This window comes from Streptosporangium sandarakinum, from assembly GCF_050942225.1.
In the GTDB taxonomy this organism is placed as follows: domain Bacteria; phylum Actinomycetota; class Actinomycetes; order Streptosporangiales; family Streptosporangiaceae; genus Streptosporangium; species Streptosporangium nondiastaticum.
The window spans coordinates 5,386,427-5,411,771 of sequence record NZ_CP192034.1 but is presented as its reverse complement, the minus strand read 5'-3'; the positions used below and the strand labels follow the sequence as shown (position 1 = coordinate 5,411,771).

19 protein-coding genes, 4 tRNA genes and 1 riboswitch are annotated in these 25,345 nt (G+C 73.6%); of the genes, 11 read left to right on the top strand and 12 right to left on the bottom strand.

From position 1 onward, the window contains the following. The first annotated feature begins 242 nt into the window (after window positions 1-242). Both ACQP10_RS25250 and ACQP10_RS25245 read left to right on the top strand, forming a co-directional pair. Window positions 243-1,460, top strand: coding sequence for a Cmx/CmrA family chloramphenicol efflux MFS transporter (locus ACQP10_RS25250; RefSeq protein ID WP_389996256.1), 1,218 nt, complete (start codon window positions 243-245; stop codon window positions 1,458-1,460). Next, window positions 1,457-2,395, top strand: a complete 939-nt coding sequence (locus ACQP10_RS25245) for an MBL fold metallo-hydrolase (RefSeq protein ID WP_346022715.1) — start codon at window positions 1,457-1,459, stop codon at window positions 2,393-2,395. The genes ACQP10_RS25250 and ACQP10_RS25245 overlap by 4 nt, the downstream gene beginning before the upstream one ends. A 163-nt stretch (window positions 2,396-2,558) precedes the next feature. On the opposite strand, the gene ACQP10_RS25240 is transcribed toward ACQP10_RS25245, so the two are convergent. Next, window positions 2,559-3,947, bottom strand: coding sequence for an MFS transporter (locus tag ACQP10_RS25240; protein ID WP_389996253.1), 1,389 nt, complete (start codon window positions 3,945-3,947; stop codon window positions 2,559-2,561). A 93-nt stretch (window positions 3,948-4,040) separates the two neighbouring features. Here ACQP10_RS25240 and ACQP10_RS25235 point away from each other — a divergent pair, with 93 nt between their 5' ends. Further along, window positions 4,041-4,619, top strand: coding sequence for a TetR/AcrR family transcriptional regulator (locus ACQP10_RS25235; RefSeq protein WP_389996250.1), 579 nt, complete (start codon window positions 4,041-4,043; stop codon window positions 4,617-4,619). A 205-nt stretch (window positions 4,620-4,824) separates the two neighbouring features. Here ACQP10_RS25235 and ACQP10_RS25230 read toward each other — a convergent pair whose 3' ends face one another. Then, window positions 4,825-6,720 (bottom strand): S9 family peptidase, encoded by a 1,896-nt coding sequence (locus ACQP10_RS25230; RefSeq protein ID WP_433539837.1) that lies wholly within the window; start codon window positions 6,718-6,720, stop codon window positions 4,825-4,827. 279 nt (window positions 6,721-6,999) lie between these two features. Here ACQP10_RS25230 and ACQP10_RS25225 point away from each other — a divergent pair, with 279 nt between their 5' ends. Both ACQP10_RS25225 and ACQP10_RS25220 read left to right on the top strand, forming a co-directional pair. After that, complete coding sequence (locus ACQP10_RS25225; RefSeq protein ID WP_433539836.1) at window positions 7,000-8,433, top strand: glutamate--cysteine ligase; 1,434 nt, start codon at window positions 7,000-7,002, stop codon at window positions 8,431-8,433. Between the two features lie 193 nt (window positions 8,434-8,626). Beyond that, entirely contained in the window at window positions 8,627-9,670 is a 1,044-nt protein-coding gene (locus ACQP10_RS25220) for a hypothetical protein (protein WP_346022710.1), read from the top strand. A gap of 17 nt (window positions 9,671-9,687) precedes the next feature. Here ACQP10_RS25220 and pcp read toward each other — a convergent pair whose 3' ends face one another. From pcp to ACQP10_RS25175, 9 genes are all read right to left on the bottom strand, one after another. Beyond that, entirely contained in the window at window positions 9,688-10,308 is a 621-nt protein-coding gene (pcp, locus tag ACQP10_RS25215) for a pyroglutamyl-peptidase I (RefSeq protein WP_179827607.1), read from the bottom strand. Continuing rightward, window positions 10,305-10,682: a thiol-disulfide oxidoreductase DCC family protein gene (locus ACQP10_RS25210; protein WP_346022709.1), complete on the bottom strand. Its 378-nt coding sequence runs from the start codon at window positions 10,680-10,682 to the stop codon at window positions 10,305-10,307. Before ACQP10_RS25210 ends, pcp begins: the two co-directional genes overlap by 4 nt. A gap of 22 nt (window positions 10,683-10,704) precedes the next feature. After that, window positions 10,705-11,628, bottom strand: a complete 924-nt coding sequence (locus ACQP10_RS25205) for a hypothetical protein (RefSeq protein WP_312873610.1) — start codon at window positions 11,626-11,628, stop codon at window positions 10,705-10,707. Window positions 11,629-11,688: 60 nt separating this feature from the next. Continuing rightward, window positions 11,689-12,561 carry a hypothetical protein gene (locus ACQP10_RS25200; RefSeq protein WP_389996237.1) on the bottom strand — a complete coding sequence of 291 codons (873 nt, stop codon included), beginning with the start codon at window positions 12,559-12,561 and terminating at the stop codon, window positions 11,689-11,691. 231 nt (window positions 12,562-12,792) lie between these two features. Then, window positions 12,793-12,864: transfer RNA gene (locus ACQP10_RS25195), tRNA-Val, on the bottom strand. Window positions 12,865-12,876: 12 nt separating this feature from the next. Next, window positions 12,877-12,948, bottom strand: a tRNA-Gly gene (locus tag ACQP10_RS25190). 74 nt (window positions 12,949-13,022) lie between these two features. Continuing rightward, window positions 13,023-13,093: transfer RNA gene (locus ACQP10_RS25185), tRNA-Cys, on the bottom strand. Window positions 13,094-13,117: 24 nt separating this feature from the next. Next, window positions 13,118-13,189 (bottom strand) — tRNA-Gly (locus ACQP10_RS25180). Window positions 13,190-13,352: 163 nt separating this feature from the next. Then, window positions 13,353-15,308: an N-acetylmuramoyl-L-alanine amidase gene (locus ACQP10_RS25175; protein WP_433539835.1), complete on the bottom strand. Its 1,956-nt coding sequence runs from the start codon at window positions 15,306-15,308 to the stop codon at window positions 13,353-13,355. Window positions 15,309-15,459: 151 nt separating this feature from the next. Here ACQP10_RS25175 and ACQP10_RS25170 point away from each other — a divergent pair, with 151 nt between their 5' ends. The 6 genes from ACQP10_RS25170 (at window position 15,460) to ACQP10_RS25145 (ending at window position 23,609) form a co-directional block, all read left to right on the top strand. Next, window positions 15,460-15,735: a hypothetical protein gene (locus tag ACQP10_RS25170; protein WP_179827613.1), complete on the top strand. Its 276-nt coding sequence runs from the start codon at window positions 15,460-15,462 to the stop codon at window positions 15,733-15,735. An 11-nt stretch (window positions 15,736-15,746) separates the two neighbouring features. Further along, the gene (gene glmS, locus ACQP10_RS25165; RefSeq protein WP_179827615.1) at window positions 15,747-17,567 is read left to right on the top strand and encodes a glutamine--fructose-6-phosphate transaminase (isomerizing); all 1,821 of its coding nucleotides are present in this window, start codon (window positions 15,747-15,749) and stop codon (window positions 17,565-17,567) included. A gap of 247 nt (window positions 17,568-17,814) precedes the next feature. Next, complete coding sequence (locus ACQP10_RS25160; RefSeq protein ID WP_433539834.1) at window positions 17,815-18,726, top strand: Bug family tripartite tricarboxylate transporter substrate binding protein; 912 nt, start codon at window positions 17,815-17,817, stop codon at window positions 18,724-18,726. Further along, window positions 18,725-18,924: riboswitch (cobalamin riboswitch) on the top strand. (Overlaps the previous gene by 2 nt.) Window positions 18,925-19,122: 198 nt before the next feature. After that, window positions 19,123-21,327, top strand: coding sequence for a ribonucleoside-diphosphate reductase subunit alpha (locus tag ACQP10_RS25155; protein ID WP_312873611.1), 2,205 nt, complete (start codon window positions 19,123-19,125; stop codon window positions 21,325-21,327). Window positions 21,328-21,526: 199 nt separating this feature from the next. Further along, entirely contained in the window at window positions 21,527-22,522 is a 996-nt protein-coding gene (locus tag ACQP10_RS25150) for a ribonucleotide-diphosphate reductase subunit beta (protein ID WP_179827617.1), read from the top strand. A 61-nt stretch (window positions 22,523-22,583) separates the two neighbouring features. Further along, complete coding sequence (locus ACQP10_RS25145) at window positions 22,584-23,609, top strand: mechanosensitive ion channel family protein (RefSeq protein WP_346022706.1); 1,026 nt, start codon at window positions 22,584-22,586, stop codon at window positions 23,607-23,609. Window positions 23,610-23,676: 67 nt separating this feature from the next. On the opposite strand, the gene ACQP10_RS25140 is transcribed toward ACQP10_RS25145, so the two are convergent. Beyond that, complete coding sequence (locus ACQP10_RS25140) at window positions 23,677-25,248, bottom strand: pentapeptide repeat-containing protein (protein ID WP_433539833.1); 1,572 nt, start codon at window positions 25,246-25,248, stop codon at window positions 23,677-23,679. Between the last annotated feature and the right edge of the window lie 97 nt (window positions 25,249-25,345).

Genomic DNA, 25,345 nt, shown 5'->3' with positions numbered 1-25,345 from the left:
GGTGACGCCTCCTGCCCGGGTGCTTCCAGGTCCTTCCACGCGGTGATCCCGCGCGCCCGGCCGGTCCTGCCGCTCCGAGCGGCGCCCGGCCGTGGCCGCCGCGGCGGCTCACCGTGCCCTCATCGATTCGAAGCCGCTTCAGGCCGCTTCGGAGTCCTTCCGGAGCCGCTCCGGAGGGGCTCCCGAAGGGCTCCGGAGCCACTTCGCACCATTCCGACCACGACACGGTTGTGAGTTCTCGTATGCCAATCGTCATCTACATGCTCGGGCTGGCGGTCTTCGCCCAGGGGACGTCCGAGTTCATGCTGTCCGGGCTCATCCCCGAGATCGCCGGTGACCTGGGGGTCTCCGTCCCGGCCGCCGGAACGCTGACCTCGGCCTTCGCCGTAGGAATGATCGTCGGCGCGCCGCTGATGGCCGTCCTCAGCCTGCGGTGGCCGAGACGGCGGGCGCTGCTGGTCTTCCTGGTCGCCTTCACGCTCGTGCACGTCGCCGGAGCGGTCACCGCCGACTTCGGCGTCCTGCTGGTGACCCGGGTCGTCGCGGCGCTGGCCAACGCCGGGTTCCTGGCCGTGGGCCTCGCGACGGCGTCCGGCCTGGCCGGGCCCGCCGCCAAGGGCCGGGCCACCGCCGTCCTGCTGGGCGGCGTCACCCTCGCGTGCGTCGCGGGCGTGCCCGCCGGCGCCGTGCTCGGCCAGGTGTGGGGCTGGCGCTCGGCGTTCTGGGCGGTGGCCGCCGTCTCGGCGCCGGCCGTCCTCGCGATCCTGCGCTCGGTCCCGGCGGCATCGCCGGACGCGGCCGTGCCCGGCGCGCGGCGGGAGCTGCGGGCGCTGCGCCGTCCCCGGCTGCTGGTGACCCTGTCACTGGGCGCGCTCGTGAACGGCGCGACCTTCTGCGCCTTCACCTACCTGGCGCCGCTGGTCACCGACGTCGGCGGGTTCGGCCCGGGATGGGTCCCGGTCTTCCTGGCGCTGTTCGGCCTGGGGTCGTTCGCCGGTGTGACCGTCGGCGGCCGCGTGTCGGACGAGCGGCCGATGCGGCTGCTGGTGCCCGGCGGCCTGGCCCTGGCCGTGGGCTGGCTGCTTCTCATGGCGACCGCGGACGCGCCGGCCTGGATGTTCGTGCTCGTGTTCGTCCAGGGCGCGCTGTCCTTCGCCGTCGGCTCCACACTGATCACCCGGGCGCTCTACGAGGCCGTCGAGGCGCCCTCCCTGGGCGGCTCGTTCGCGACCGCCGCCCTCAACGTGGGCGCGGCCGTGGGCCCCGTGCTTGGTGGCGCCGCCATCGGCGCGGGGCTCGGCTACCGCTCCCCGCTGTGGGTGAGCGCGCTGCTGGTGGCGCTGGCGTTCGTCACGGCCGGCGCGGCCCTGGCCGTACGGCGCCGCCGGTCGCCCGCCCGGGACGATTCCGGGGATCTTCATGATCTCCGGGCGCGTCAGGGCGGAGAATCCCCGTCATGAGCTCATCGCGTCACGACCATCCGCTGCCCTCCGCCCGCGTCGAGGAGGTCTCCGACGGCGTCTACGCCTACGTCCAGCCCGACGGGAGCTGGTGGATCAACAACACCGGTTTCCTCGTCGGGCGGCACGGGGTGATCTGCGTGGACTCCTGCGCCACCGAGCGGCGCACCCTGGCCTACCGCGAGGCGATCAGGTCGGTCACCGGCCTGCCGGTGACGACGCTGGTCAACACCCACCACCACGGCGACCACACCTTCGGCAACTTCGCCTTCCCCGAGGCGACGATCGTCGGGCACGAGCGGACCCGGGAGACGATCCTCGCCGAGGGCGTCCCCGCGTACCGGACGACGGCCTGGACCGCGGTCGACTGGGGCCGGTCGGAGGTCAGCCCGCCCTTCCTGACCTACGCCGACGGAGTCACCCTGTACTCCGACGAGCTGCGCTGCGAGGTCCGCCACGTCGGCCGTCCCGCGCACACCACCAACGACTCGATCGTGTGGATCCCCGAGCGGTCGCTGCTGTTCGCCGGGGACCTGGTGTTCAACGGGGGCACGCCGTTCGTGATGATGGGGTCGGTGACGGGGTCCATCGAGGCGCTGGACGAGCTGGAGACACTGGGCGCGCGGACGATCGTGCCGGGGCACGGCGACGTGTGCGGGCCGGAGGTGATCGACCGGGTGCGGGGCTACCTGCGGTTCGTGATGGCCACCGCCGAGCTGGGCCGGTCGGCGGGCCTGACGCCGCTGGAGGCGGCGCGCGAGACCGGCCTCGGCGAGTACGGCGGGCTGCTCGACCCCGAGCGGATCGTCGGCAACCTGCACCGGGCCTACGCCGAGCTGGACGGCCTGCCCCGGGGCGAGCCCATCGACTTCGCCGCGGCGCTGTCGGACATGATCGCCTACAACGGCGGCAGGCCGCTGACCTGCCTGGCCTGACCGGTCCGCGTCCCGGGGCGGTCGGACGCCCCGGGACGCGGACCGCCGCGGGCCCGCCGGGCACGGCGCCCGCCGTCCCGCTTCCCGTGCCGGACCCCGCCGCGCCGCGGAGCGCGGGAAAGGCGGGGACCGGCGGCGCCGTGCACCCCTCGGACTCCTCGGCCTACCGCCCCGGGCGGCCGGGGGTGAGCACCGCGGCGATGACGAGGCCGACCGCCGCGGCGGCCGCCGCCACGGTGAACCCCCTCGTGAAGCCGCTCAATGTGGTCCCGGCCAGGCTCGCGGCCGCGGCGCTGGACATGACGGCGGCGCCGATGGAGGCGCCGAACTCGTGGAAGGTGCTGACGATTCCCGAGGCGACGCCCGCCTCGTGAGGCGCCACCTGGCCGAGCGCGGTGGCCGAGGCGACGACGAACATCGCGCCGGTCCCGGCGGCGGCCACGGCCACACCGGCGACGACGGTGACGGTGTCCAGGGAAACCGCCGGGACGGCCATGCCGGCGGCCGCGAGCGCCAGTCCCACGACGGCCGGCAGGCGTCCGCCCCACCGGCCGATCAGGCGCCCGGTCAGGTTGGCGCCGATCATCGTCGCCACGGCGACCGGGAGGAACAGCAGCCCGGTGTGCAGCGCCCCGTACCCCAGGGCGTGCTGGAAGTAGAAGGTGCCGAGGAAGAACACGGCGATCATCAGGGCGGTGGCCATCATGATGAGGAACGCGCCGGTCGTCACGGGCCGCCGGGCCAGCAGCCGGACGTCCATCAGGGGTGAGCGTGCCCGCCGCTGCCAGATCGTGAACAGCAGGTAGCCGACCGCGGCCGCCAGGACGAGCCCTCCGGTGAGCGCGGTCAGCCACCCCCGTTCGCCGGCCGCGATGAGGGCGTAGATCAGGGAGGCGGAGGAGGCGGTCACGAGGATCGCGCCGAGGACGTCGAGCCGGGGCCGGGAGGGAGAGGTGTGCCGGGCCGGCAGCATGGCGGCCAGTGCCGCGGCGATCACCAGGCCGATGGGGACGTTGATGCGGAAGACCCAGGGCCATCCGAGGCCGGCGGTGAGCAGGCCGCCCAGGAGGACGCCGAGCGCGGCGCCACCGCCGCCGAGCGCCGACCAGATGCCCAGGGCCCTGTTCCGCTCCTCCCCGTCGAACAGGGACACCACCAGGGACAGGGCGGCGGGGGAGAGGAGCGCGGCTCCGACGCCCTGTGCGACGCGACCGCCCACGAGCATGCCCGCGGAGCCGGCCAGGCCGGTGACCAGCGACGCCGCGGTGAAGACCAGCAGGCCGGCGAGCATCACGCGCTTGGCGCCGAGCAGGTCGGTGATCCGCCCTCCGAGCAGCATCAGCCCGCCGAAGGTGAGGGTGTAGGCGCTGACCGTCCAGGCCACCGCCTCGCGGCTGAGCCCCAGGTCCGTCTCCATGTGGGGCAGCGCGATGGCCACCACCGTGACGTCGAGGATCAGCATGAGCTGTGCCACGCCGAGAAAACCGAGGATGCGCCACCTCGCCGGGTGGACGGGTTGGGGCGACGTCTCCGCCGCCGTCGGTCGGGTCATTGGAGCCCTCCATACATGTAACTCGTACTTCCGCGTACGAGCTTGCACTGTAGACCGTAACTCGTATGTATGCATACGGGTTAAGCTGGAGGCATGACCGCACCATCCGCGCGCCCCAGGCGCCGAGCCGACGCCGAGCGCAGCATCGCCCGAATCGTTTCCGCGGCGCGCACCCTGCTGAGCGCGGACCCGAGCGCGACCACGGACGACATCGCGCGTGCCGCGGGGGTGGGGCGGATGACGGTGTACGGGCACTTCCGTACGCGAGCCGACCTGGTCGAGGCCGCCCTGAGGGACGCGATACGAGCCGGCGACGAGACCCTCGCGGCCGTGGACCTGGCCGGAGACGCCCGCGGGGCCGTCACCCGCCTGCTGGCGTCGAGCTGGGAGGTCGTGGCGGAGTCGGCGGCCCTGCTGACCGCGGCCGCGGAGGTCCTTCCCGCGGGGCGGGTGCACGAGCTTCACGCCGAGCCCGTCCGCCGGATGACCGAACTCATCAGCAGCGGCCGGGACCAGGGCGTCTTCCGCGCGGATCTGCCGGTCGGCTGGCTGGTCAGCGTCGTGCAGTACATCCTGCACGGGGCCGCGGAGGAGGTGCGCGCGGGCCGCCTCGCCTCGGAGGAGGCCGCGGACACGGTCACGAAATCCGTCCTGTCGGTCCTCACGGGCTAGACACGCCGGCCACCCTCGCGCGGTCGCGGCGGCGGTGACGGCGGCAGCGGGGCGGACCAGTGGCGGTAGCGGGGCGAACCGGTCGAGACCGCGGGCGGACATCGCCGTGACGAGACACGGCGGGCCCGCCGGCCGTGGACACGTTCTCGCGTCCACGGCCGGCGGGCCCGCGTCGGCACCGCCGGGACGAACCGCCGGGAACGGCCTACGACAGGTGGCGCGACCACCATTCGAGGACGGCCTCGAACCGCTGCAGGCGGTGCCGGGGGCGGCCGCTGCGGGTGAGCTCGTGGCCCTCACCGGGGAACAGCAGGAACTCCGCCGGGACGCCGTTGCGGCGCAGGGCGACGTACATCCGCTGCGCCTGCTCGACGGGGCAGCGCCAGTCCTCCTCGGAGTGGACCACGGCGAACGGGATGTCGATCTTGTCGGCGTGGTAGAGCGGGCTCATCGCGCGCTGGACCTCGAGGTCGGGGCCGCAGTAGGCGTCGGCGAAGAACCAGCCGATGTCGGAGGAGCCGGCGAAGGAGTCCCAGGCGTTGACCGCCCGCTCGCTCCAGGCGGCCCTGAACCGCTCCCCGTGGTGGGCGGCCAGCCAGCTCGTCATGAACCCGCCGTAGGAGCCGCCCATCACGCCCACCCGCCCGGCGTCGCACTCCGGCCGCTCCAGCGCCGCGTCCAGCAGGGCGAGGACGTCATCGACGTCCACGGTGCCGAAGGCGCCGACGACCGCCTGGCCGTGGGCCTGGCCGTACCCGCCCGAGCCGCGCGGGTTGGGCAGGACCACCGCGTACCCCGCGCCGGCGTAGACCTGGGTCTCGTCGAAGAAACCCCAGCCGTGGTGGTAGAAGGGGCCGCCGTGCACGTTCAGCAGGACCGGGTGCGGCCCCTCGCCCTCGGGCAGGACGAGCCAGCCGTGGACCGGGTAGCCGTCGGGCGCCACCGCGGTGATCTCCTGGAGCGGGCGGACCCCGGCCAGCGGCCCGGAGAAATCGGCGAGCCTGCCCTCGGGGGTGACCACCTCGCCGGGGCACTCGGGCGTGGAGACCACCGCGACGATCCGCCCGCCGTGCGCGGTGAAGGCGCTGACGGCCGCCCGCTCGCCGAGCACCCGGCCGAGCTTCTCCAGCGGCATGTCCTCGGCGGTCGCCGGGACGAGCAGCAGCTCGGTGGCGCCGCGCGTGCGCACCGCCACCAGGACGCCGTCCTCGACCGGTACGGGTTCCAGCGCCTCGCAGTCGACGGACTCCTCCTCGGTCATGCGCGTCCCGGCCGCGGGTTCGCCGCCGGTCCGCAGCGGGGCGCGGTAGAGGCCGGTGTTGCGGGCGACGGAGTGGATGCCGGAGAAGGCCGTGCCGAGGTAGAGCACCTCCCCGCCGGGAAGCGCCACGGGGTGGCTCGCGCGCCCCTCGCCGCGCACCACGAGGACCGGCGCGCCGCCCGCCGCGGGGACCGCGTACAGGTCGGTGTGCAGGCTGTCGCCGTCGAGGTCGCGGGGGGCCGAGACCAGCAGGTGCTCGCCGTCGGGGGTCCAGGCGGGGGTGTCGACGTCGTAGGGGCCGTCGGTCAGGCGCACCGGCTGGGGGATGTCGGCGAGGGCGTTGACCACGAACAGCGCCGACCGCCGGTCGAAGGTGAAGCCCACGCCGTCGCGCCGGTAGCTCAGGCCGGTGATGCGGCGCGGCGCCTCGGCGGCGGCGTCCACGCCCTCTTCGGTTCCGTAGCGGCCCTCCTCCGGGGCCCGCGCGACGAACGCGATCCGGCGGGAGTCGGGGGCCCAGACCGGTGCGCCGGCGCCGAGCGGCAGGTCGGTGATCGGACGCGGCTCGCCGCCGTGGGCGGGCATCACGTGCAGCTGCGGCCGGCCGCCCTCCTTCGCCCGCAGGAAGGCCACCCAGGCGCCGTCGGGGGAGACGCGGGGGGCGGTGTCGAGGTCGCCGTGGGTGAAGGGGACGGGCGGACCGTCCTGCGGCACCCGCCACAGGTTTCCGCGGTAGGCGTCCGCCTCCAGGTCGGGGCGGGCGACGTCGACCAGGAGGAGGTCGTCGTGCAGGGCGATGCTGCCGGGGACGTGCAGCAGGGCGAGGTCGTCAAGACGCATGACCTGGGACGTTATCACCGCGATCTCAGCATTTGGAGAACGTTGAGGTGGTTTGTCGGTGTCGTCGGGGAGCGGACGGGGAAACCCGGCGCGACCCCGTCCCCGTCCGGTGCGATCACCGGGTGACCGGCGGGTGATCGGTGCGGACGCCGCCGGGCCGCGGGGAGCCGTCCGCCCCCGTCGCGGATTGTGATCCATCCCCCACCCGCTCGGCTGATTAGAAGCCCTCACCTGGGAGAGTAGGAGGGGGTCACGAGGACCAACTGATCGGATGGTGCGATGGGCCGGCAACTCGACAAGGACCGATTCTCCGAGGCGGAGTTCGTCCGCTTCGGCGAGCGGCTGGCGGAACAGGTGGCCACGCTGCGTGAGACGTTGGCCCGGCCCGGCTTCGGCGAGGGCCCGCTGACCATCGGTGCCGAGCTGGAGCTGTTCCTCACCACCCCCGACGGGCGGCCGCTCCACCGCAACCGTGAGGTGCGCGAGGCCGCGGCCGACGCCCGGCTGGTGTCGGAGCTGGGCAGGTTCAACCTGGAGGTCAACCTGACCCCGCTGCCGCTCGCCGGGCGGCCCTTCACCGCGATGGCCGCCGAGCTGCGCGAGACCATGGACCTGGTGGACAAGGCCGCGGCGGCGCAGGGCGGCCGGTCCGTGGCGATCGGGATCCTGCCCTCCCTCAGCGAGTTCGACTTCACCCACGAGGCGCTCAGCGACGAGGCCCGCTACCGGGCGATGACCCGGGGCATGCGCCGGCTGCGCGCCGAGCCGTTCCGGGTGCGCATCAGCGGCGCCGAGGAGCTGGAACTGGAGGTCGAGGGCGTCATCCTGGAGAGCGCCAACACCTCCTGGCAGGTCCACCTGCGTACGGCCCCGGCCGACTTCGCCCGCGTCTACAACGCCGCCCAGCTCGCCGTCGGCCCGGTCCTCGCGGTCAGCGGCAACTCGCCCGGCTTCCTGGGCAGGCGGCTGTGGGAGGAGACCAGGATCGCCCTGTTCGAGGAGGCGGCCGACGACCGCGACGTCGAGCGGCTCGACCGCAGGGACCGGCGGGTGGCCTTCGGCTCCGGGTGGGTCGGCGGTGCCGAGGAGCTGTTCGAGATGTGCGTCCGCGAGTACGAGCCGGTGGTGCCGGTGCTCACCGACGCCCCGGACACCGCGGGCGGGGCCCCGGAGCTGGCCGAGCTCCGGCTGCACCAGGGCATGGTGTGGCTGTGGAACCGGCCCGTCTACGACCCGGCCGACGGCGGCCACCTGCGGGTGGAGATGCGGGCGCTGCCCGCCGGGCCGACCCCCGCCGACATGGTGGCCAACGCCGCCTTCATGCTCGGCCTCACCCTGGCGATGGCCGACGAGCCGGTGCACGAGTCGCCCTTCGCCTGCGCCTACCGCAACTTCTACCACGCCGCGATCAGCGGCCTGGACGCCCCGATGTCCTGGCCGGGCCGGAACGGGGAGGTCCCTGCGCACCGGCTCGTCGAGGACCTGCTGCCCGTGGCCGCGGATGGCCTGGCACGGGCCGGCGTCGAGACGCGGGAGGCGGAGCGGGCGCTCGACGTCATCCGGGAACGCGCCGGGCGACGCCGTACCGGCGCGGTCTGGCAGCGCGAGAAGCTTGCCGAGCTGGGCACCGACCCGGCGGCGCGGGCGCGCATGGTGACCCGCTACCAGGAGCTGGCGCTGACCGGGGAGCCGGTGCACACCTGGCCGCTGTGACGCCTTCCGCCGCCGTCCCCGGTCTCCGCGGCCGTCGGCCGACCACCCGCGGCGCGCGGATCCGGCCGTCAGGGCCCCGGGGCAGGGGGCTTCGGGACAGGGGGGCTTCCGAATGATCCGGATCTCGGCATACTCGTGAACTCCACGTCTCGACCCGCCGGGCCCGGCGGCGACCGGAGGAGGAACGCCCCCCATGAGTGCGATGAAGACCACGGCCGTGAAGCCGTTCGAGCTGAGGCGGAACGACGGCGACCTGCCGTCCGGCGCCCGCGCGCTGGGCGAACGGCTCGACCGCGTGCCCCTCGCCACCGTCCTGGCCAAGGCCAACCGGGTCGCCGTCAGGAAGGGGGCGTCCGGCGCCGGGGCGTTCACCGGCATGCGGCCCCGGCCGGTGGACTGGTACTGCTTCGACGACGCCGACAACGCCGTCACCGACTGGTACCCGCAGGGCCTGACCAGCTCCTCCGACGCCGGGACCGGCGGTGACGTGTTCGTGGTGAGCTGGTACTTCAAGCCGACGAACGAGCCCGAGCGCGGCGTCCGGCTGTCCTTCCTCGACGCCGCGGCGCTGCGCTACCGGCACGTCCTGCTCGTGACGGCCCGGCCAGACGGCGGGATCGCCCCCATCGACATCCACGCCGGCGGCGTCGCCTGGTACGGCGACCTGCTGTACGTCGCCGACACCGGCCGCGGCCTGCGCGTCTTCGACACCCGGCACATCTACGAGGTGAACGGCGACTCCAAGACCACCATCGGCAGGAAGGGCGCGACCTACAACGCCTTCGGCTACCGCTATGTGATGCCGCAGACCGGCGCCTGGACCGCGACGGGCGACGCCCGGTTCTCCTTCGCCTCCGTCGACCGGACGGGCCCGGTGCACACCCTGGTCGGCGGCGAGTACGTCGACGCCCCCGGCACGCCCGGCAGGGTGGCCCGCTGGCCGCTCGCGCCCGGCGGCGGGCTGCGCGCCGACGCGGGCGGCGTCGCCGCGGCCCAGGACGCCTACCTGCTGCCCGAGCCCAGGATCCAGGGCGCGCTCTCCCACGGCGGCACCTGGTATCTCAGCCAGGCGGCCGGCTCGACGCGCAACGGCGTCCTGATCGTGGCCGGCGACACGGTCACCAGGCGGTCCTACCCGGTGGGCCCGGAGGACCTCACCTGCGTCCGCGAGCGCGGGACGCTGTGGAGCGTGACCGAGTTCGCGCGCCGCCGCGCGGTGTACGGCGTGCCGCTCTGACTCCGGGGCCTGCGCCGTCAGTGCAGGGAGCCGCCGACGAGGCGCAGGTCGCCGTCCATGGACGAGGCGGCGGTCACGATCGCGGTCAGCGCCTCGGCGACCAGGGCCGGCGGCATGGACGGCGCGGCCCGGTCGGCGACCTGCCCGGGGGCGAACGGCACGTGCACGAACCCGCCGCGGATGTCGGGCCGCTCGGTGGCGATCAGGTGCATCAGGCCGTAGAAGAGGTGGTTGCAGACGAACGTCCCGGCGCTCTGCGACACGCTCGCCGGCACCCCGACGGCCCGGGCCGCGGCCACGCACGCCTTCACCGGCAACGTGGCGAAGTAGGCGGCGGGCCCGCCGCGCACCACCGGCTCGTCGATCGGCTGCCGCCCGGCGTTGTCGGGGATGCGGGCGTCGTCGAGGTTGACGGCCACCCGCTCGACCGTCACGTCGGCCCGGCCGCCGGCCTGCCCGACGCAGACGACCACCCGGGGGTCGTGCTCGGCGACGGCCTCCCGCAGCCGCTCCACCGCCGCGCCGAACACGCACGGCACCTGTACGGCCCGCACCCCGGGGACGAGGCCGACCGCCTCCCACGAGGGGTTGACGGTGTCGCCGTCGAACGGCTCGAAACCGGTGAGCAGGACGGTCATCGGTGTACCTCCGGTACGGAGCAGGCGGGGGTGCCGCCGGGCAGGCGGCCGCGGTTGGCGGAGACGAGCCGGTAGCCCCACCCCGCCACCTGCCGCAGCAGGGGGAGGCGCATCAGGGACCCCGCGGCGCTCCACGGCGGGCCCGCGGAGATCAGCAGCCTGGCGACGGCCTGCGCCCCACCGTACAGCCTGCCGTCCTCGGCCCACAGCACCTCGTGCTCGGCGCGCTCCCGGGTGGCGCCGAGCGCGGCCAGGTCGGCCGTCTGCAGGGGTACGGCACGGGCCCGGAGCCCGATCCGGCGCTCGGCGAACCGGACGCAGGACGTGCAGAAGCCGCAGTCGCCGTCGTAGACCAGCACCGGTTGTTCCGTCATGCGGTGACCATACCCAGACGAATCATCCGAGAACGGGCGGCCCGTCCCCGGGCGGCCCGTCGAGGTGGCGGAACGCCTCGTGCGCGGAGCGGACGCTGTCGCGCAGCGCCCGCTCCAGCCGCCCGGCGTCCCCGGCCAGCCGGTCGATCTCCGGTACGGCCGCCGAGTCGGCGCCGGTCTCGGCCAGGAGCTCCTCGTAGCGGGGGAGGCGCTCCCGCAGCAGCTCGATCTGCTCGTGGGCGCGCAGCGCCCGCTCGGCCTCGGTCACATGGCGGGCGTAACGTTCCAGGGCCTCGACGCGGGCGACGACGGCGGCCTCGCTGGCGGACAGCGCCCGCTCCAGCGGCGCCATGGCGGCGGCCACCTCCGGGGTGCCGCCGCCGTACAGCAGGTCGCGGTGCTCGCCGCGCAGCGCCGACAGCTTGGCCAGCAGCCGGGCGATCTGCCACTCCTCGGCGGGCAGCATCACCGAGTTGCGCACGTCGTCGAGCATGCCCAGGGCGTTGACCCGCGAGCGCATGACGGTGTCGACGGCCTGCCCGGTCCGCTCCAGCAGCGGCCCGGCGGCGTCGTCGAAGTCCTCGGGCAGGAGGTAGCGGCCCTCGTACCAGTGGGCGTGCCGGGCGATCTCGTGGTCGTCGGCGTCGTCATCCTCCTCGCCGCCCTCGGGGAACTGCTGGGAGGCGAGCGTGCCGATCAGCGCCACGAAGGCGAGCATCCCGATCAGGAAGAAGGGGAGCCGCCCGATGTTCATGGCGAGCAGGCCCAGCAGGACGCCCGACAGGACGACGACGCGGACCTTGGGCGCGCGGGCCTTGCGTTCCTCGCGGGCCGGTACGGGGGCGGGCTGCCAGCCGGCCCTGACCCGGGACAGCAGCCGGGCGTTCCGGCGGAACAGCTCGGCCACCTCCGCCGGCACCTCCGGGTCGACCGTCACCCGCTGCACGGGCTCACTCCCTTCGCACGGTGGGGATCGTCTCGTCCGCCTCGGCCGCCGGGGCGCCGGTCAGCCTTCGAGATACCGGAACGCCTCGTGGGCGGAGCGGACGCTGTCGCGCAGCGCCTGCTGCAGCCGGGCGGCGTCCTCGCTCAGGGTGCCGATCTCCGGCGCGGAGAAGCGGGCGGCGCCCGTCTCCGCGACGAGCTGCTCGTACTCCGGCAGGTGGGCGAGCAGGGCCTCGATCTGCCCCCGCGACGCCAGCGCGCGGTCGGCCCGCGCCACGTGGCGGGCGTAGCGCTCCAGGGCCTCGACGCGGGCGACGACGGCGGCCTCGCTGGCGGACAGCGCCCGCTCCAGCGGCGCCATGGCGGCGGCCACCTCCGGCGTCCGGCCGCCGCGGGCCAGGTGGCGGTGCCTGGCCCGCAGGGCCGACAGTTTGGTCAGCAGCCGGGCGATCTCCCATTCCTCGGCGGGCAGCATCACCGAGTTGCGCACGCTGTCGAGCATGCCCATGGCGTTGACCCGCGAGCCCATGATGCGGTCGATCGCCTGCTGAACCCGGCCGAGCAGGGCCCGCGAGGGGACGTCGAAGTCCTCCAGGACCAGGAATCGGCCCTGGTACAGCCGCGAGTGCCGGTACAGCACGCGCTCCACCGAGTCGGCCGGCAGGGGCTTCCTGGCGAGGTGGACGCAGGCGAGGACCATCAGGTAGACGGTGCAGAGGGTGGCCAGGAACAGCCCGGTCGCGCCGGTGAGCAGCGTGACGAGGACCGTCAGGACCGTCAGCGCCCCGAGGGGGATCAGGGCGGCGACGGGGACGCGCGGACCGCTCGGCTCGGGGTTCCAGCCGGTCCGGTAGCGGGAGAGCAGCGGGCCGTTCCGCCGCATGAGGTCGGCGACGTCCGCGGGTACCTCCGGATCGACCACCACACGCAGCACAGGCTCGCCCCTTTCGCGATGGTCAAAAGAGCATAAGCGATGAGTGGATTCTGGGTTATGTACCGATGCTGCCTCCTGCCGATCTCCGGCGCGTACCGGAAACGCGGGGAACCCGGAAGGAGAACCGCGGCGGGACGGCAGGAACGGCAGGTCCGAAGCGGGTGATCGGCGGCGGGAACGGCCGGGAGAACGAAGAGATCCCCGGGTCGGGGACCCGGGGATCTCTGTCGGTGGACGATACTGGGATTGAACCAGTGACCTCTTCCGTGTCAGGGAAGCGCTCTCCCGCTGAGCTAATCGTCCTCGGAAAACCAGAGCGGAAGACGGGATTCGAACCCGCGACCCTCACCTTGGCAAGGTGATGCTCTACCACTGAGCCACTTCCGCGTGCTCCCCGGCTTGCGGGCCGGGACACATGCGCTACTTTACCGGATCCTCGCGGGTCCGGCGTCCGCGCGCCGAGGTGGAGACGGGATTTGAACCCGTGTACACGGCTTTGCAGGCCGTTGCCTCGCCTCTCGGCCACTCCACCAGTCAGACCCCTGAGGGTCTGTCGAGCGGAAGACGGGATTCGAACCCGCGACCCTCACCTTGGCAAGGTGATGCTCTACCACTGAGCCACTTCCGCGTGCTCCCCGGCCTGTCGTCCGGGGCACGAGAAAACTCTAGCGCCTCCGGAGCGTGCTTGCGCGCAACCGGGGGACAACCAGGCGATGATCGGGGGGCGGAGCGCGGATTTCCGGGTGGCTCCCGGCCGGACCCGGGGCGCCCCGGGCCCTGTCGCGCGGTCCTCAGCCGGGCACCACCGTGACGTCCTCCGCCCGGACGAACATGACCCGGTGGCCGAACTGGATCTGGTGGTAGCGCGTCCGGCCCGCGATGACGCGGTGGGACGCCGGGGAGAAGCCGCCCGTGTGGAGGTAGGAGGCGCGGCGGGTCAGGCCGAGGCTGTAGAACTGCCCGGCCGGGAGGGTGTACTGCAGGGGGGCCGGCTGCTGCACCGGTATGCCCGGCGGGTAGGCCGACGCCTCCGGGTAGGCCCTGCCGTACACCTTGACGGAGGCGAGGCCGGGGCGGGGCGTCACCAGGGGGCCGGAGGCGGGCACGGACCTGCGGGCCCCCGCCGGGTCGTAGAACCAGGCCCGCTGCCCGAGGTACCAGATCGCGGTCCAGTCGCCGCGGCGGCCGGCGAAGGCGTAACGCTGGCCGGTGGAGGCCCGTCCCGCGTGGTCGTACACGCTGTAGGTGGACGCGCCGGTGGGGTGCTTGCCGATGTCGCGGACCAGCGGCGAGGCGGGGGAGGGGCGGACGTGCAGCCAGACCGTTCCGGACCCGCGGCGGCACCGGCCCGACTTGGCGCAGCCGCTGAAGAAGGACGTGTTGGCGGCGTAGTCGGGCTTGATCATCACGGAGCGCGCCGAGTTCGCCGGGCGCGCCCCGGCCGCCGCCGAGACGAGGGAGACCTCCCGGCCGCGGACACCGGTCAGCGGGCTGCCGAGCAGCGTGAAGTAGTGGTCCCAGTCCCAGTAGGGGCCGGGGTCCTCGTGCATGCCCTGCACCGTCGCCGGGGTGGCGCCGGGCACGTTGTCGTGGCCGAGGATGTGCGCCCGGTCTAAGGGGACGTCGTACTTGCGGGCGAGGTAGCGGACCAGGCGGGCCGAGGCCCGGTACATCGCCTCGGTGTACCAGGCGCCCCCCCTGGCGAGGTAGCCCTCGTGCTCCAGGCCGATGGAGCGGGAGTTGAAGTACCAGTTGCCCGCGTGCCAGCCGACGTCGTCGGCCCGCAGGTGCTGGGCGATGTGGCCGTCGCTGGAGCGCAGGGTGAAGTGCCAGCTCACGTAGGTGGGGTCCTTGACCAGCCGGGTCATGACGTCGTAGGGCGACTCCCCGTCGTGGATGACGATGTAGTCGATCGGGCGGGTCCCCGGGTAGCGGTCGTGGTTGCCGTGGCCGCCCTTCCTCAGCCGCCGGTAGGCGGCCGGGAGCCACTCGCAGGCCAGGGCGGGCGGGCAGTCGGGGGCGGTGGACGCCGGGGCGGCGGGCAGTCCGGTCTCCCCGGGCCCCCGTTCCGGCGTCGCGGCGGGGTCGGCGGGCAGGACCACCCGCTCGCCGTCGTCGGTCACCCGCGCGGCGCCGGAACGGATCGTCGCGTACACCTCGTCGGCGAACGCCGCGGCGGTCCCGGCGTCCGTGGCGCCGGAGTAGCGGGCCACCGCGCCGTACCAGCCCGCCGGGTCCGCCCCGGGCCGCCCGCCGGCGCGCCGCTGGTGGTCGGCCAGCAGCGCGGCGCCGCCCAGGATGTTGGCCGAGGGGTCCCGGCGGAGCTCGGCGGGGGCGAGGCCGGTCAACTCCGCGGCCCGGTGCAGGGTGTCGGCGGGCGGTACGGCCCGCGGCGCGGCGGCCCGCTCGTCCCCGACGGACTCCCGGGCCGCGTCTCCGGACGGGTGCGCCGTGTCCCCGGCGTCCCCGGCCGGTCGCGTGGCGGCCGCGGCCGCCATGGCGCCCGCGGAGGGGTCGACCAGGTGCATCGGGCCGTAACCCGCCGACACGCTGGGCAGGCCGTCGTGGGCGTCCCACCGGGATTCCAGGTAGGAGACCGCCAGCAGCACGCTCTCCGGCACGCCGTACCTCAGCGCGGCCCGGGCGAAGGCCGCCTGCCGGCCGGCCGGGGACGACGCTCCCGCCGGGGGCGGCGGGACCAGCAGGGTCAGGGCGGCAAGGACGGCGGGGCCCGTCAGACGGCGCATGGTGTTCCTCCGGCCAGTTGGCTACCCAGGGTTATGAGAGACTACTCACCGTCCCAGGGTGCGGGCGCCGTACGGCTGAGGGCGGGATCTCTGCCCGAAACCGGGCAGGAAAATTGGTAATTGACGTTGATTATGCGTATGGTCCTGCCCTGTGGCCGCGGCATGGCAGTCCCATGAGGAGCTGATTACCCACCTGGTCCGGACGAGCTCCCTCGGCCCGGGCGAGGCGGCGCGGGTCGTGGCGGACGTGCTGGCCTACTTCTCCGAGCCCGTCGAGGAGTTCGTCCGGCGCCGTCACGCCGAGCTCAAGGCCAAGGGGCTGGTCAACGACCAGATCTTCCCCCGGATCGCCGCCGAGCTGCCCGCCCGGCGCGTCGCGGCACCCCAACTCACCCTGCGCCAGCTGCGCCGGATCGTCTACGGGTAAGGAGCGGACACATGTGCGGGATCGTGGCCTACGTGGGGCCTAAGGACGCGGCACCGATTCTGCTGGAGGGTCTCGCGCGGCTGGAGCACCGCGGCTACGACTCGGCCGGCCTGGTGGTCTCCAACAAGGGCCTGAAGATGCGCAAGGTCAAGGGCCGGGTGGGCGACCTGGCCGCCGTCGTGCCCGCGCGCTTCAAGGGGACCCTGGGCATCGGGCACACCCGCTGGGCCACCCACGGCGCGCCCAGCGACGCCAACGCCCACCCCCACCTGTCCACCGACGAGCGCGTCGCGGTCGTGCACAACGGCGTCATCGAGAACGCCGACGAGCTGCGCGCCAAACTGGAGGCGGACGGCGCGGTCTTCGTCTCCGAGACCGACACCGAGGTGCTGGCGCACCTGATCGCCCGCACCGTCGAGGAGTCCGACTCACTGGAGGAGGCGGTCCGCACCGCGCTCAAGCGGATCGTCGGCACCTACGGCATCGCGGTGATCGACGCCCGGCGGCCCGGCGAGGTGGTCGTGGCGCGCAACGGCAGCCCGATCGTGCTGGGCATCGGCGAGAAGGAGATGTTCGCCGCCTCCGACGTCGCGGCCCTGGTCCGCTACACCCGCCAGGTGGTCCACCTGGAGGACGGCGAGCTCGCGGTGCTGCGGGCCGACGGCTTCACCACGTTCGGCGGCGACGCGCGGGAGACCGCCAAGGAGCCGCTGACCGTCGACTGGGAGGCCGGCCACTACGACACCGGCGGCTACGAGCACTACCTGCTCAAGGAGATCTCCGAGCAGCCCGAGACGGTGGCCCGCACGCTGCGCGGCCGCCTCGACGACCGCTTCCACATCGCCCACCTGGGCGGCCTCAACATGGACGCGCGGGAGAGCCGGTCGTTCCGCCGCGTGAAGATCATCGGCTGCGGGTCCGCCTACTACTCCGGCCAGATCGGCGCCCAGCTCATCGAGGAGCTGGCGCGCATCCCGGCCGACGCCGAGCCGGCCAGCGAGTTCCGCTACCGCAGCCCCGTGGTGGAGCCCGACACCCTGTACGTGGCGATCAGCCAGTCGGGGGAGACCTACGACACCCTCGCCGCCGTCCAGGAGCTCAAGCGCAAGGGCGGGCGGGTGCTCGGCATCGTCAACACCGTGGGCAGCGCGATCGCCCGCGAGTGCGACGGCGGCGTGTACCTGCACGCGGGTCCCGAGGTGTCGGTGGCCAGCACCAAGGCGTTCACCTCGACCGCCGTGGCGTTCGCGCTGCTCGCGCTGCACCTGGGCCGGGTGCGCGACCTGTCCCCGGCCGACGGCCGCCGCATCTGCGAGGGCCTGCGCCGGCTGCCCCGCCAGATCGAGGAGATCCTCGCGCTGGAGCCGCAGATCAAGGAGCTGGCGGACAAGTACGCCGACGCGGCGAGCATGATGTTCGTGGGCCGGGTCCGCGGCTACCCGGTGGCCCGCGAGGGCGCGCAGAAGCTCAAGGAGATCTCCTACGTGCACGCCGAGGCCTACCCGGCCAGCGAGCTCAAGCACGGGCCGCTGGCGCTGATCGGCCCGGAGACGCCGACCGTGGCGATCGTCCCCGACGACGAGCTGCTGGACAAGAACCTCACCACGCTGGGCGAGATCCGGGCGCGCGGCGGCCGGGTGCTCATGGTCGGGCACCGTACGGCCGACCCGAAGCTGGCCGACGACTGCGTGGTGGTGCCCAGGAACGAGATCGAGCTGGACCCGATCCTGCTGACGATCCCGCTCCAGCTGCTGGCCTACCACGCCGCCGTGGCGCTGGGCCGCGACGTCGACAAGCCCCGCAACCTCGCCAAGAGCGTCACCGTGGAGTGACCCCGTCGTTCCTCCTCCCGGCAACCCCACCATATGTCACAGAAAGTGACATAGGTGTAACCTGAGGTATCGGGGGTCTCGGGGGGAGGGCGCGTCGTGCACCGGAGGCGGTTCTTCTCGTTCGCCGTCGGGCTCGCCGTCCTCGGCGGCTGCGGCGGCTGCGGCGGCCCCGACCGGCCGTTCACCGGCGGGCTGACCCTCATCGTGCCCGCGGGCCGCGGGCACGACTGGGACCCTCGCCCGCGGCATGGCCGCGGTCGTGGACGAGGAGGGGCTGGCGCGGGCGACCGCGGTGGAGGACCACCCGGGCGGCCCGGCGGGTGACGCCCTGGCGGCGCTCGCCGGGCCGCCGTCCCGGGAGCGGTCCGCCCGCGGGCCGTTCCCCCGCGAGCCGTTCTCCCGCGCCGGGAGGCTGCTCCTCGCCGGGATGCCCGCGGTGGCCGGGGCGGAGATCGCCGACACCGCCGCCGTGGCCGACTCCACCACCCCGCTGGCCCGGCTGGCCGGTGACTGGGCGGCCCTGGTCGTCCTGCCCGGCTCCCGCCTGCGCTCCTTCGAGGACCTCGCCGCGCTGCTGCGCCGCGACCCGGGCGGGCTGGTGATGGGCGGGCGCCTGGAGGGCGGCTCCGACCACGTGCTCTACGGCATGATCGCCAAATGCCTCGGGGCGGACGCCCGGCTGCTGCAGTACGCCGGGTATCCCGGCACCGCCGACGCCGTCGAGGCGCTCCGTGACGGCCGGGTGGCCGCGATCCTGGGCTCGGCGCGCTCCTTCACGCGCGAGATCGCCGCGGGCCGCCTGCGGCCCCTGGTGGTCTCCTCCGCGGACCGGCTCCCCGGGATCGACGCGCCGACGCTGATGGAGATGGACGTCCGGCTGGAGTACACCGACTGGTGCGGGGTGTTCGGCCCGCGGGACATGGGCCCGGACGACCGGGACCGGGCCGTGGCCCTGTGCGACGCCCTCGACGCCTCGCCGCGCTGGCGGGCCATGTGCGAGGCCAGGGGCTGGAGCCGGGTCTACCTCAGCGGCGACGACTTCCGCCAGTGGCTGACCGGCGAGACCGGCCGGGCCCGGGACGTGCTCCGTGATCTCGGTTTGCTGAAAGCCTTCGCCACAACTTGTTGGGGTAGTTGCGTCCGCCGCCACTACATGTAGGATCCTCGTCGTTGCCGGCTCGCCTTCCCGTGAAGGCGAGGCAAGAGGGAACCCGGTGGGAATCCGGGGCTGCCCCGCAGCGGTGAACGGGAACGACCGCCGTCAGGCGAGCACTGGGCAATGCCCGGGAAGCGACGGCCAGTAGGCATGTGCCAGGCGCCCGTGAGTCCGAAGACCTGCCGGCGACGGGGGAGGGGACCGGACCGGGTGCCGGGGGCCGCGTGAGGCGGCCCCGGGGCGCGCGGCGCGGCCGTCTCTCCCCGCACAGATGTCCAGGGCCTCGAGGGCGGGCCCGCGGACGAGGCGGCCCGGCATGTCCGCGGACCGTTCTCCGACGCGTGCCCTCACCCGGCGGGAGCCGTACAGGGAAGCACCGAGCACGCCAGGGAGAAGCACGTGGCACCGATCGTGGCCGACGCCGCCGAGGAGACCGGGCAGGCACGCGAGGATCTGGCCGGCCGCCGGCTGGCCATCGAGGAGGCCGCCGCCCGGGTGGTCACCGATCCGGAGAACTCCAAGGTCGCCGCCGGCCTGCTGGCCGGGCTGATCGCCGACGAGGCCGCCGCCCACGGCGTGCGGACCTTCGCCGGGTCCGTCGCCGCCGCCCACGCCGCCGGGCTGCTGCAGGACGGCCTGGCCGCCTTCGTGGCGGCGCACGCCGCCGAACTGGACGCCCTCGTCGACGACGCCGCCGACGCCCGGTTCGAGTACTTCGGCCTGCGCACGGTCTACGACCGTTACCTGCTGCGCCACCCCGAGACCCGCGGCGTGCTGGAGCGTCCGCAGCACTTCTTCCTGCGGGTGGCGTGCGGCCTGTCGGAGACGGTCGAGGAGGCCGCCGAGCTGTACCGGCTCATGTCCACCCTGGCCTACCTGCCCAGCTCGCCCACCCTGTTCAACTCCGGGGCGCGCCGGCCCCAGCTGTCCTCCTGCTTCCTGCTCGACTCGCCCCGCGACGAGCTGGAGGCGATCTACGAGCGGTACGGGCAGGTCGCGCGGCTGTCGAAGTACGCCGGGGGCATCGGCGTCTCCTGGACCCGGATCCGCTCGCGCGGCTCGCTGATCCGCGGCACCAACGGCCACTCCAACGGCGTCGTGCCGTGGCTGCGCACCCTGGACGCGAGCGTCGCCGCGGTCAACCAGGGCGGCCGCCGCAAGGGCGCGGCCTGCGTCTACCTGGAGACCTGGCACGCCGACATCGAGGACTTCCTGGAGCTGCGCGACAACACCGGCGAGGAATCCCGCCGCACGCACAACCTGAACCTCGCCAACTGGATCCCCGACGAGTTCATGCGCCGCGTCGAGGCCGACGGCACCTGGTCGCTGTTCGACCCCAGGGAGGTCCCGCACCTCACCGACCTGTACGGCGAGGCGTTCGACACGGCCTACCGCGCCGCCGAGGCCGAGGGCCGCTACGTCCGCCAGGTCCCCGCCCGCGCCCTGTACGGCCGGATGATGCGCACCCTCGCCCAGACCGGCAACGGCTGGATGACCTTCAAGGACGCCGCCAACCGCACCTCCAACCAGACGGCCCGCCCCGGGAACGTCATCCACCTGTCGAACCTCTGCACCGAGATCCTGGAGGTCACCAGCGACGCCGAGACGGCCGTGTGCAACCTCGGCTCGATCAACCTCGCCGCCCACCTCGACGGCGGGCGGATGGACTGGGCGCGGCTGCGCGCCACCGTCCGCACCGCCGTACGGTTCCTGGACCGCACGATCGACCTGGGCTTCTACCCGACCCCCGAGGCCGAGGCCGCCAACCGCAGGTGGCGGCCGATCGGGCTGGGCCTGATGGGCCTGGCCGACGTGTTCTTCACGCTGCGGCTGCCGTTCGACTCCCCGGAGGCGCTGGAGCTGTCCACCCGGATCTCCGAGGAGATCGCGCTCGCCGCCTACGCCACCTCCGCCGACCTGGCCGTCGAGCGGGGCCGCCACCCCTCCTACGACGAGACCCGCGCCGCCCGCGGCGTGCTGCACCCCGACCACTACGGCGCCGGGCGGTCGGCCGAGTGGGCGGCGCTGCGGGCCAGGATCGCCGGGACGGGCCTGCGCAACTCGCTCATGATCGCGATCGCGCCCACCGCGACCATCGCCTCCATCGCCGGCTGCTACGAGTGCATCGAGCCCCAGGTCTCCAACGTCTTCAAGCGCGAGACCCTCTCGGGAGAGTTCCTCCAGGTCAACCGTTACCTGGTCCGCGACCTCGCCGAGCGCGGCCTGTGGACCCCGCAGATCCGCGACGCGATCAAGCGGGCCGACGGCTCCGTCCAGGACGTCCCCGGCGTGCCCGACGACCTCAGGGCGCTCTACCGCACCGCCTGGGAGCTGCCGCAGAAGGCGCTGATCGACCTGGCCGCCGCGCGCATGCCGTACATCGACCAGTCGCAGTCGCTGAACCTCTTCATGGCCACGCCGACCATCGGCAAGCTCTCCTCGATGTACGCCTACGCCTGGAAGTCCGGCCTGAAGACGACCTACTACCTGCGGTCCCGCCCGGCCACCCGGATCGCGCAGACCACCGTGGCCAGGGCCGTCCCCGAGCCGGAGGCCGTCGCCTGCTCGCTGGAGAACCCCGAGTACTGCGAGGCCTGCCAGTAGCGCCCGCCGCGCGGGCGTCCCCTCGCGGGCGCCCGCGCCGCGTCCCGCCTCCCGATCCGGCACCGCGCCCGGGTCGCCGCGCGTCCGTCGCGCGTCTTCTCGTCCCGCTTCAACGATCCGGCACCGCGTCCGGGTCGCCGCGCGTCCGTCGCGCGTCTTCTCGTCCCGCTTCACCCGAACCCCACGGAGGGCTCCGCCGATGCTGCTCGACCCCGGAATGGACCTCACGCTGCGCCCCATGCGCTACCCGGACTTCTACGAGCGCTACCGCGCCGCGATCCGCAACACCTGGACCGTGGAGGAGGTGGACCTCTCCTCCGACCTGCCCGACCTCGCCAGGATGACGGCCGAGGAACGCCACCTGATCAACCGGCTCGTCGCCTTCTTCGCCACCGGCGACTCGATCGTGGCCAACAACCTCGTCCTCAACCTCTACCGGCACGTCAACGCCCCCGAGGCGCGGCTGTACCTCAGCAGGCAGCTGTTCGAGGAGGCGGTGCACGTCCAGTTCTACCTGACCCTGCTGGACACCTACCTGCCCGACCACGACGAGCGGGTCCGGGCCTTCGCCGCGGTCGAGCACATCCCCTCGATCCGGGACAAGGCCGAGTTCTGCTTCCGGTGGATCGACTCGCTCGGCGGGCTGGACCGCCTGGAGACCCGCGAGGACCGGCGGGCGTTCCTGCTCAACCTGATCTGCTTCGCCGCGTGCATCGAGGGACTGTTCTTCTACGGCGCCTTCGCCTACGTCTACTGGTTCCGCTCCCGGGGCCTGCTGGGCGGCCTGGCCACGGGGACCAACTGGGTGTTCCGCGACGAGTCCATGCACATGGAGTTCGCCTTCTCCGTGGTGGACACCGTACGGGCGGAGGAGCCCGAACTGTTCGACGACGAGCTGGGCGGGCAGGTCACCCGGATGCTGGAGGAGGCGGTGGCCGCCGAGCTGGCCTTCGCCGCCGACCTGTGCGGCGACGGGCTGCCCGGGATGGAGGTGGACCGGATGCGGCAGTACCTTGAGTACGTGGCCGACCAGCGCCTGGTCCGGCTCGGGTTGCCCGTCAGGTACGGCACCGCCAACCCCTTCGCCTTCATGGAGCTGCAGGACGTCCAGGAACTCGCCAACTTCTTCGAGCGGCGCGTTTCGGCCTACCAGATAGCCGTTGAGGGGAACGTCACATTCGACGAATCCTTCTGAATACGCGGCGGGCCCGTGGGCAACCCCCGTGAGGGGACCGACGACGGGAGGAAAGCCGATCTTGTCCAGATGGATCATCATGCTCATCACGGTGATCGCCGCCGCCGCCGCGGTGGAGGTGGTGCGCCGGGTACTGCGGTCGCGGCTGGTCGGCGAGAAATGGGTCCTCGCCGGTCCGCTCGTGTGCCGCTGCGCCTGGCCGGCCCTGGCCACGGCGGTCGTCGCGGCCGTCAAGACGGTCTACCAGCCGAACATGGCCGAGGGACCGTTCGCCGACGGCATCGAGCAGGTGCTCGGCCTGGCCATGATCGGCGTCGTCTCCTGGCTGGTCATCGAGGCCGCCTACGCGGTCACCGACGTGGTGCTGGAACGGCTGGTGACCGTCGAGGGCGAGCGCAACCGGCGGGCCCGCCGCATCCGCACCCAGATCACCCTGGTCCGCCGGGTGGCCTCAGCGGTGATCATTGTGGTGGCGCTGGGCGCGATGCTCTTCACCTTTCCCCAGGTGCGCGCGCTCGGCGCCGGACTGCTGGCCTCCGCCGGAATCGCCGGCGTGATCGTCGGTGTCGCCGCCCAGTCGACCCTGGGCAACCTGCTCGCCGGGCTGCAACTCGCCTTCAGCGACGCGCTCCGGCTCGACGACGTCGTGGTGGTCGAGGACGAATGGGGCCGCATCGAGGAGCTCAGCCTCACCTACGTGGTGCTGCACCTGTGGGACGAGCGCAGGCTGGTGCTGCCGGTCTCCTACTTCACCACCAACCCCTTCGAGAACTGGACCCGCCACAGCAGCCGGGTGATCGGCGCGGTGATGCTCCGCGTCGACTGGTCTGTCCCGGTGGACGAGCTGCGCACCGAGCTGTACCGCGCCCTGCGCGAGCACCCGCTGTGGGACCAGAAGGACTGGGTCCTCCAGGTCGTCGACACCCTGCCCAACGGCCTGGTGGAACTGCGCGCGCTGATGAGCGCCGCCGACTCGCCCAGCGCCTGGGACCTCAAGTGCGACATCCGCGAGCACATGGTCAGGTTCATCCAGGAGAAGTACCCCGACTCGCTGCCCCGCTTCCGGGTGGACGACCGCGCCGCGTAGCCGGCCGTACGGCGGGTTCCCCGCGCGGGGGCCCGCAACGCCGGGGCAGGGCCGTACGGCGGAGCCCCTACGCGGCCGGGCCGGGCCGCAGCACCCGCGCGGCCCCGGAGATCAGCGCGGTGGCCAGGATCCACCCCGACACGATCAGGGTCCAGGCCAGCCACCGGGTCCAGCCCACCGGATCCCACGCGCCCCGCTGCTCGAAGACGCTCACCGGAACCAGCAGGTCGAGGGTGTAGGTGAACGGCTGGAAGACCCGGACCTCCTCCGGGTCGATCTTCACCGGCGGTACGGCGCCGAAGGCCACCGTCCCGGCGGTCAGCAGCACCACCGCCCACAGGGCCGCCAGCCAGGGGCGGTAGCCGTACCCGACGACGAGGTCGAGCAGCCCGCCCCACGCCCGCCCGGCCGGCCGGAGCGTGCCGCGCCGGTCGCGCTGCTTGGCCAGCAGCACCCGGCGCGCGTCCGGCTCGTGGCCGATCCGCCGGTACCACGCCGCGAGCTGCTCGTACGGCTGGGGCCGGTAGCCGTCCGGGTCCCGGCTCGCCCACGACAACCGCTCGGCCACACTCCACGGGCCGCGCAGCGCCTCGTAGACCAGCCCGTTGAGGTGGACCCCGCCGGGGTAGGCGTCCGGCCGGTCGAGCAGGACGCCGATCCGCGAGTAGCCCAGGTTGACCTCCCCCTCGATCGACTCCGGGGTCAGGATCACCTCGTCCACCTGGGCGTGGCTGAGGTGCAGCACCCGGCCGGGGGCCTTCAGCGTCGCGTCGGAGAAGGAGAGCGTCCCGCCGACGCGCGCGCCGCGCATCCGGATCGTGCCGGTCGCGGTGAACCCGGCGCTGAACTCCGCCGACCCGCATTCCAGCATGTCGGCCGTCACCGCGTGCGGCCCGGTCGCGGTGACGACCGACCCCTGCAGGTAGATGCCGCTCCGGAGCTTCGCCCCGATGAGCCGCAGGCCGCCGGTGACGTGCGTGTCCCGCATGAACGTCGCGCCGGTGACGGTGAGACCGCCGGCCCACAGCGCGTGGCGGACCTGGTCGAGGCGGCGTTCACGCGCCTCCTCGGGGGAGATCGTCCGGCGGGTGTCCACCATCCAGTTGGCACCCGGTTTGAGCCGCTCGCCGGGGGCGGAAAGACGCATCCGGGAGAGCCTGAGCTGGCCGTTCACCTCGGCGTTGTCCAGCCGGATCCCGGCGTGGACGGTCGAGCCGTCGAAGTCGAGCAGGCCCTTGACCGTGCACCGGGTGGCCCGGACGCGTTCCAGGTCGCACCCCCGAAACCGGACGCCGACGGCGGTGGCGTCGTTGAGGGAGACGGCCCCGGCCAGGTGGCAGTTGAGCAGGTGCAGCTTGCCGGTGAGGGTGGCGTCCGACAGGTCGAGCGGACCCGTGACCCGCGCGCCCGCCAGCCGCAGCCCGGCGGTCCCGCCCTGCGCGGCCTGCCGCGCGCCGCGCAGCAGCGCCGCCAGGACCTCCGCGCGGACCGTCCGCTCCGGCCCCCACCCGGCGCCCCTCGCCGGGTCGTCCTCCTCCGGGTCGCCGGTGCGCAGGTCCACCCAGGCGCCCGTGGGATAGGCGTTCCAGACCCGGCGCTCGGCCGGGCTCAGCCTGGGGAACGACCGTACCGGTCTCATCGAGGCCCTCCTCGCGGGTCCGCGCCCCTCCCCGGCGGCCGGTGCCCCGCCGGTTCCGGGACGGTTCGCCGTCATGATCGGGGAACGTCCCGGAAGA

What these genes read in the sequence shown, in the direction of transcription:
- ACQP10_RS25225 (WP_433539836.1), top strand. Translation starts at nt 7,000, where the DNA reads ATGGGCCGGCAACTCGACAAGGACCGATTCTCCGAGGCGGAGTTCGTC.
- ACQP10_RS25210 (WP_346022709.1), bottom strand. Translation starts at nt 10,682, where the DNA reads ATGACGGAACAACCGGTGCTGGTCTACGACGGCGACTGCGGCTTCTGC.
- ACQP10_RS25160 (WP_433539834.1), top strand. Translation starts at nt 17,815, where the DNA reads ATGGCCGCGGTCGTGGACGAGGAGGGGCTGGCGCGGGCGACCGCGGTG.
- ACQP10_RS25140 (WP_433539833.1), bottom strand. Translation starts at nt 25,248, where the DNA reads ATGAGACCGGTACGGTCGTTCCCCAGGCTGAGCCCGGCCGAGCGCCGG.
- ACQP10_RS25175 (WP_433539835.1), bottom strand. Translation starts at nt 15,308, where the DNA reads ATGCGCCGTCTGACGGGCCCCGCCGTCCTTGCCGCCCTGACCCTGCTG.
- ACQP10_RS25235 (WP_389996250.1), top strand. Translation starts at nt 4,041, where the DNA reads ATGACCGCACCATCCGCGCGCCCCAGGCGCCGAGCCGACGCCGAGCGC.
- glmS (WP_179827615.1), top strand. Translation starts at nt 15,747, where the DNA reads ATGTGCGGGATCGTGGCCTACGTGGGGCCTAAGGACGCGGCACCGATT.
- ACQP10_RS25245 (WP_346022715.1), top strand. Translation starts at nt 1,457, where the DNA reads ATGAGCTCATCGCGTCACGACCATCCGCTGCCCTCCGCCCGCGTCGAG.
- ACQP10_RS25240 (WP_389996253.1), bottom strand. Translation starts at nt 3,947, where the DNA reads ATGACCCGACCGACGGCGGCGGAGACGTCGCCCCAACCCGTCCACCCG.
- ACQP10_RS25250 (WP_389996256.1), top strand. Translation starts at nt 243, where the DNA reads ATGCCAATCGTCATCTACATGCTCGGGCTGGCGGTCTTCGCCCAGGGG.
- ACQP10_RS25150 (WP_179827617.1), top strand. Translation starts at nt 21,527, where the DNA reads ATGCTGCTCGACCCCGGAATGGACCTCACGCTGCGCCCCATGCGCTAC.
- ACQP10_RS25220 (WP_346022710.1), top strand. Translation starts at nt 8,627, where the DNA reads ATGAGTGCGATGAAGACCACGGCCGTGAAGCCGTTCGAGCTGAGGCGG.
- pcp (WP_179827607.1), bottom strand. Translation starts at nt 10,308, where the DNA reads ATGACCGTCCTGCTCACCGGTTTCGAGCCGTTCGACGGCGACACCGTC.
- ACQP10_RS25230 (WP_433539837.1), bottom strand. Translation starts at nt 6,720, where the DNA reads ATGCGTCTTGACGACCTCGCCCTGCTGCACGTCCCCGGCAGCATCGCC.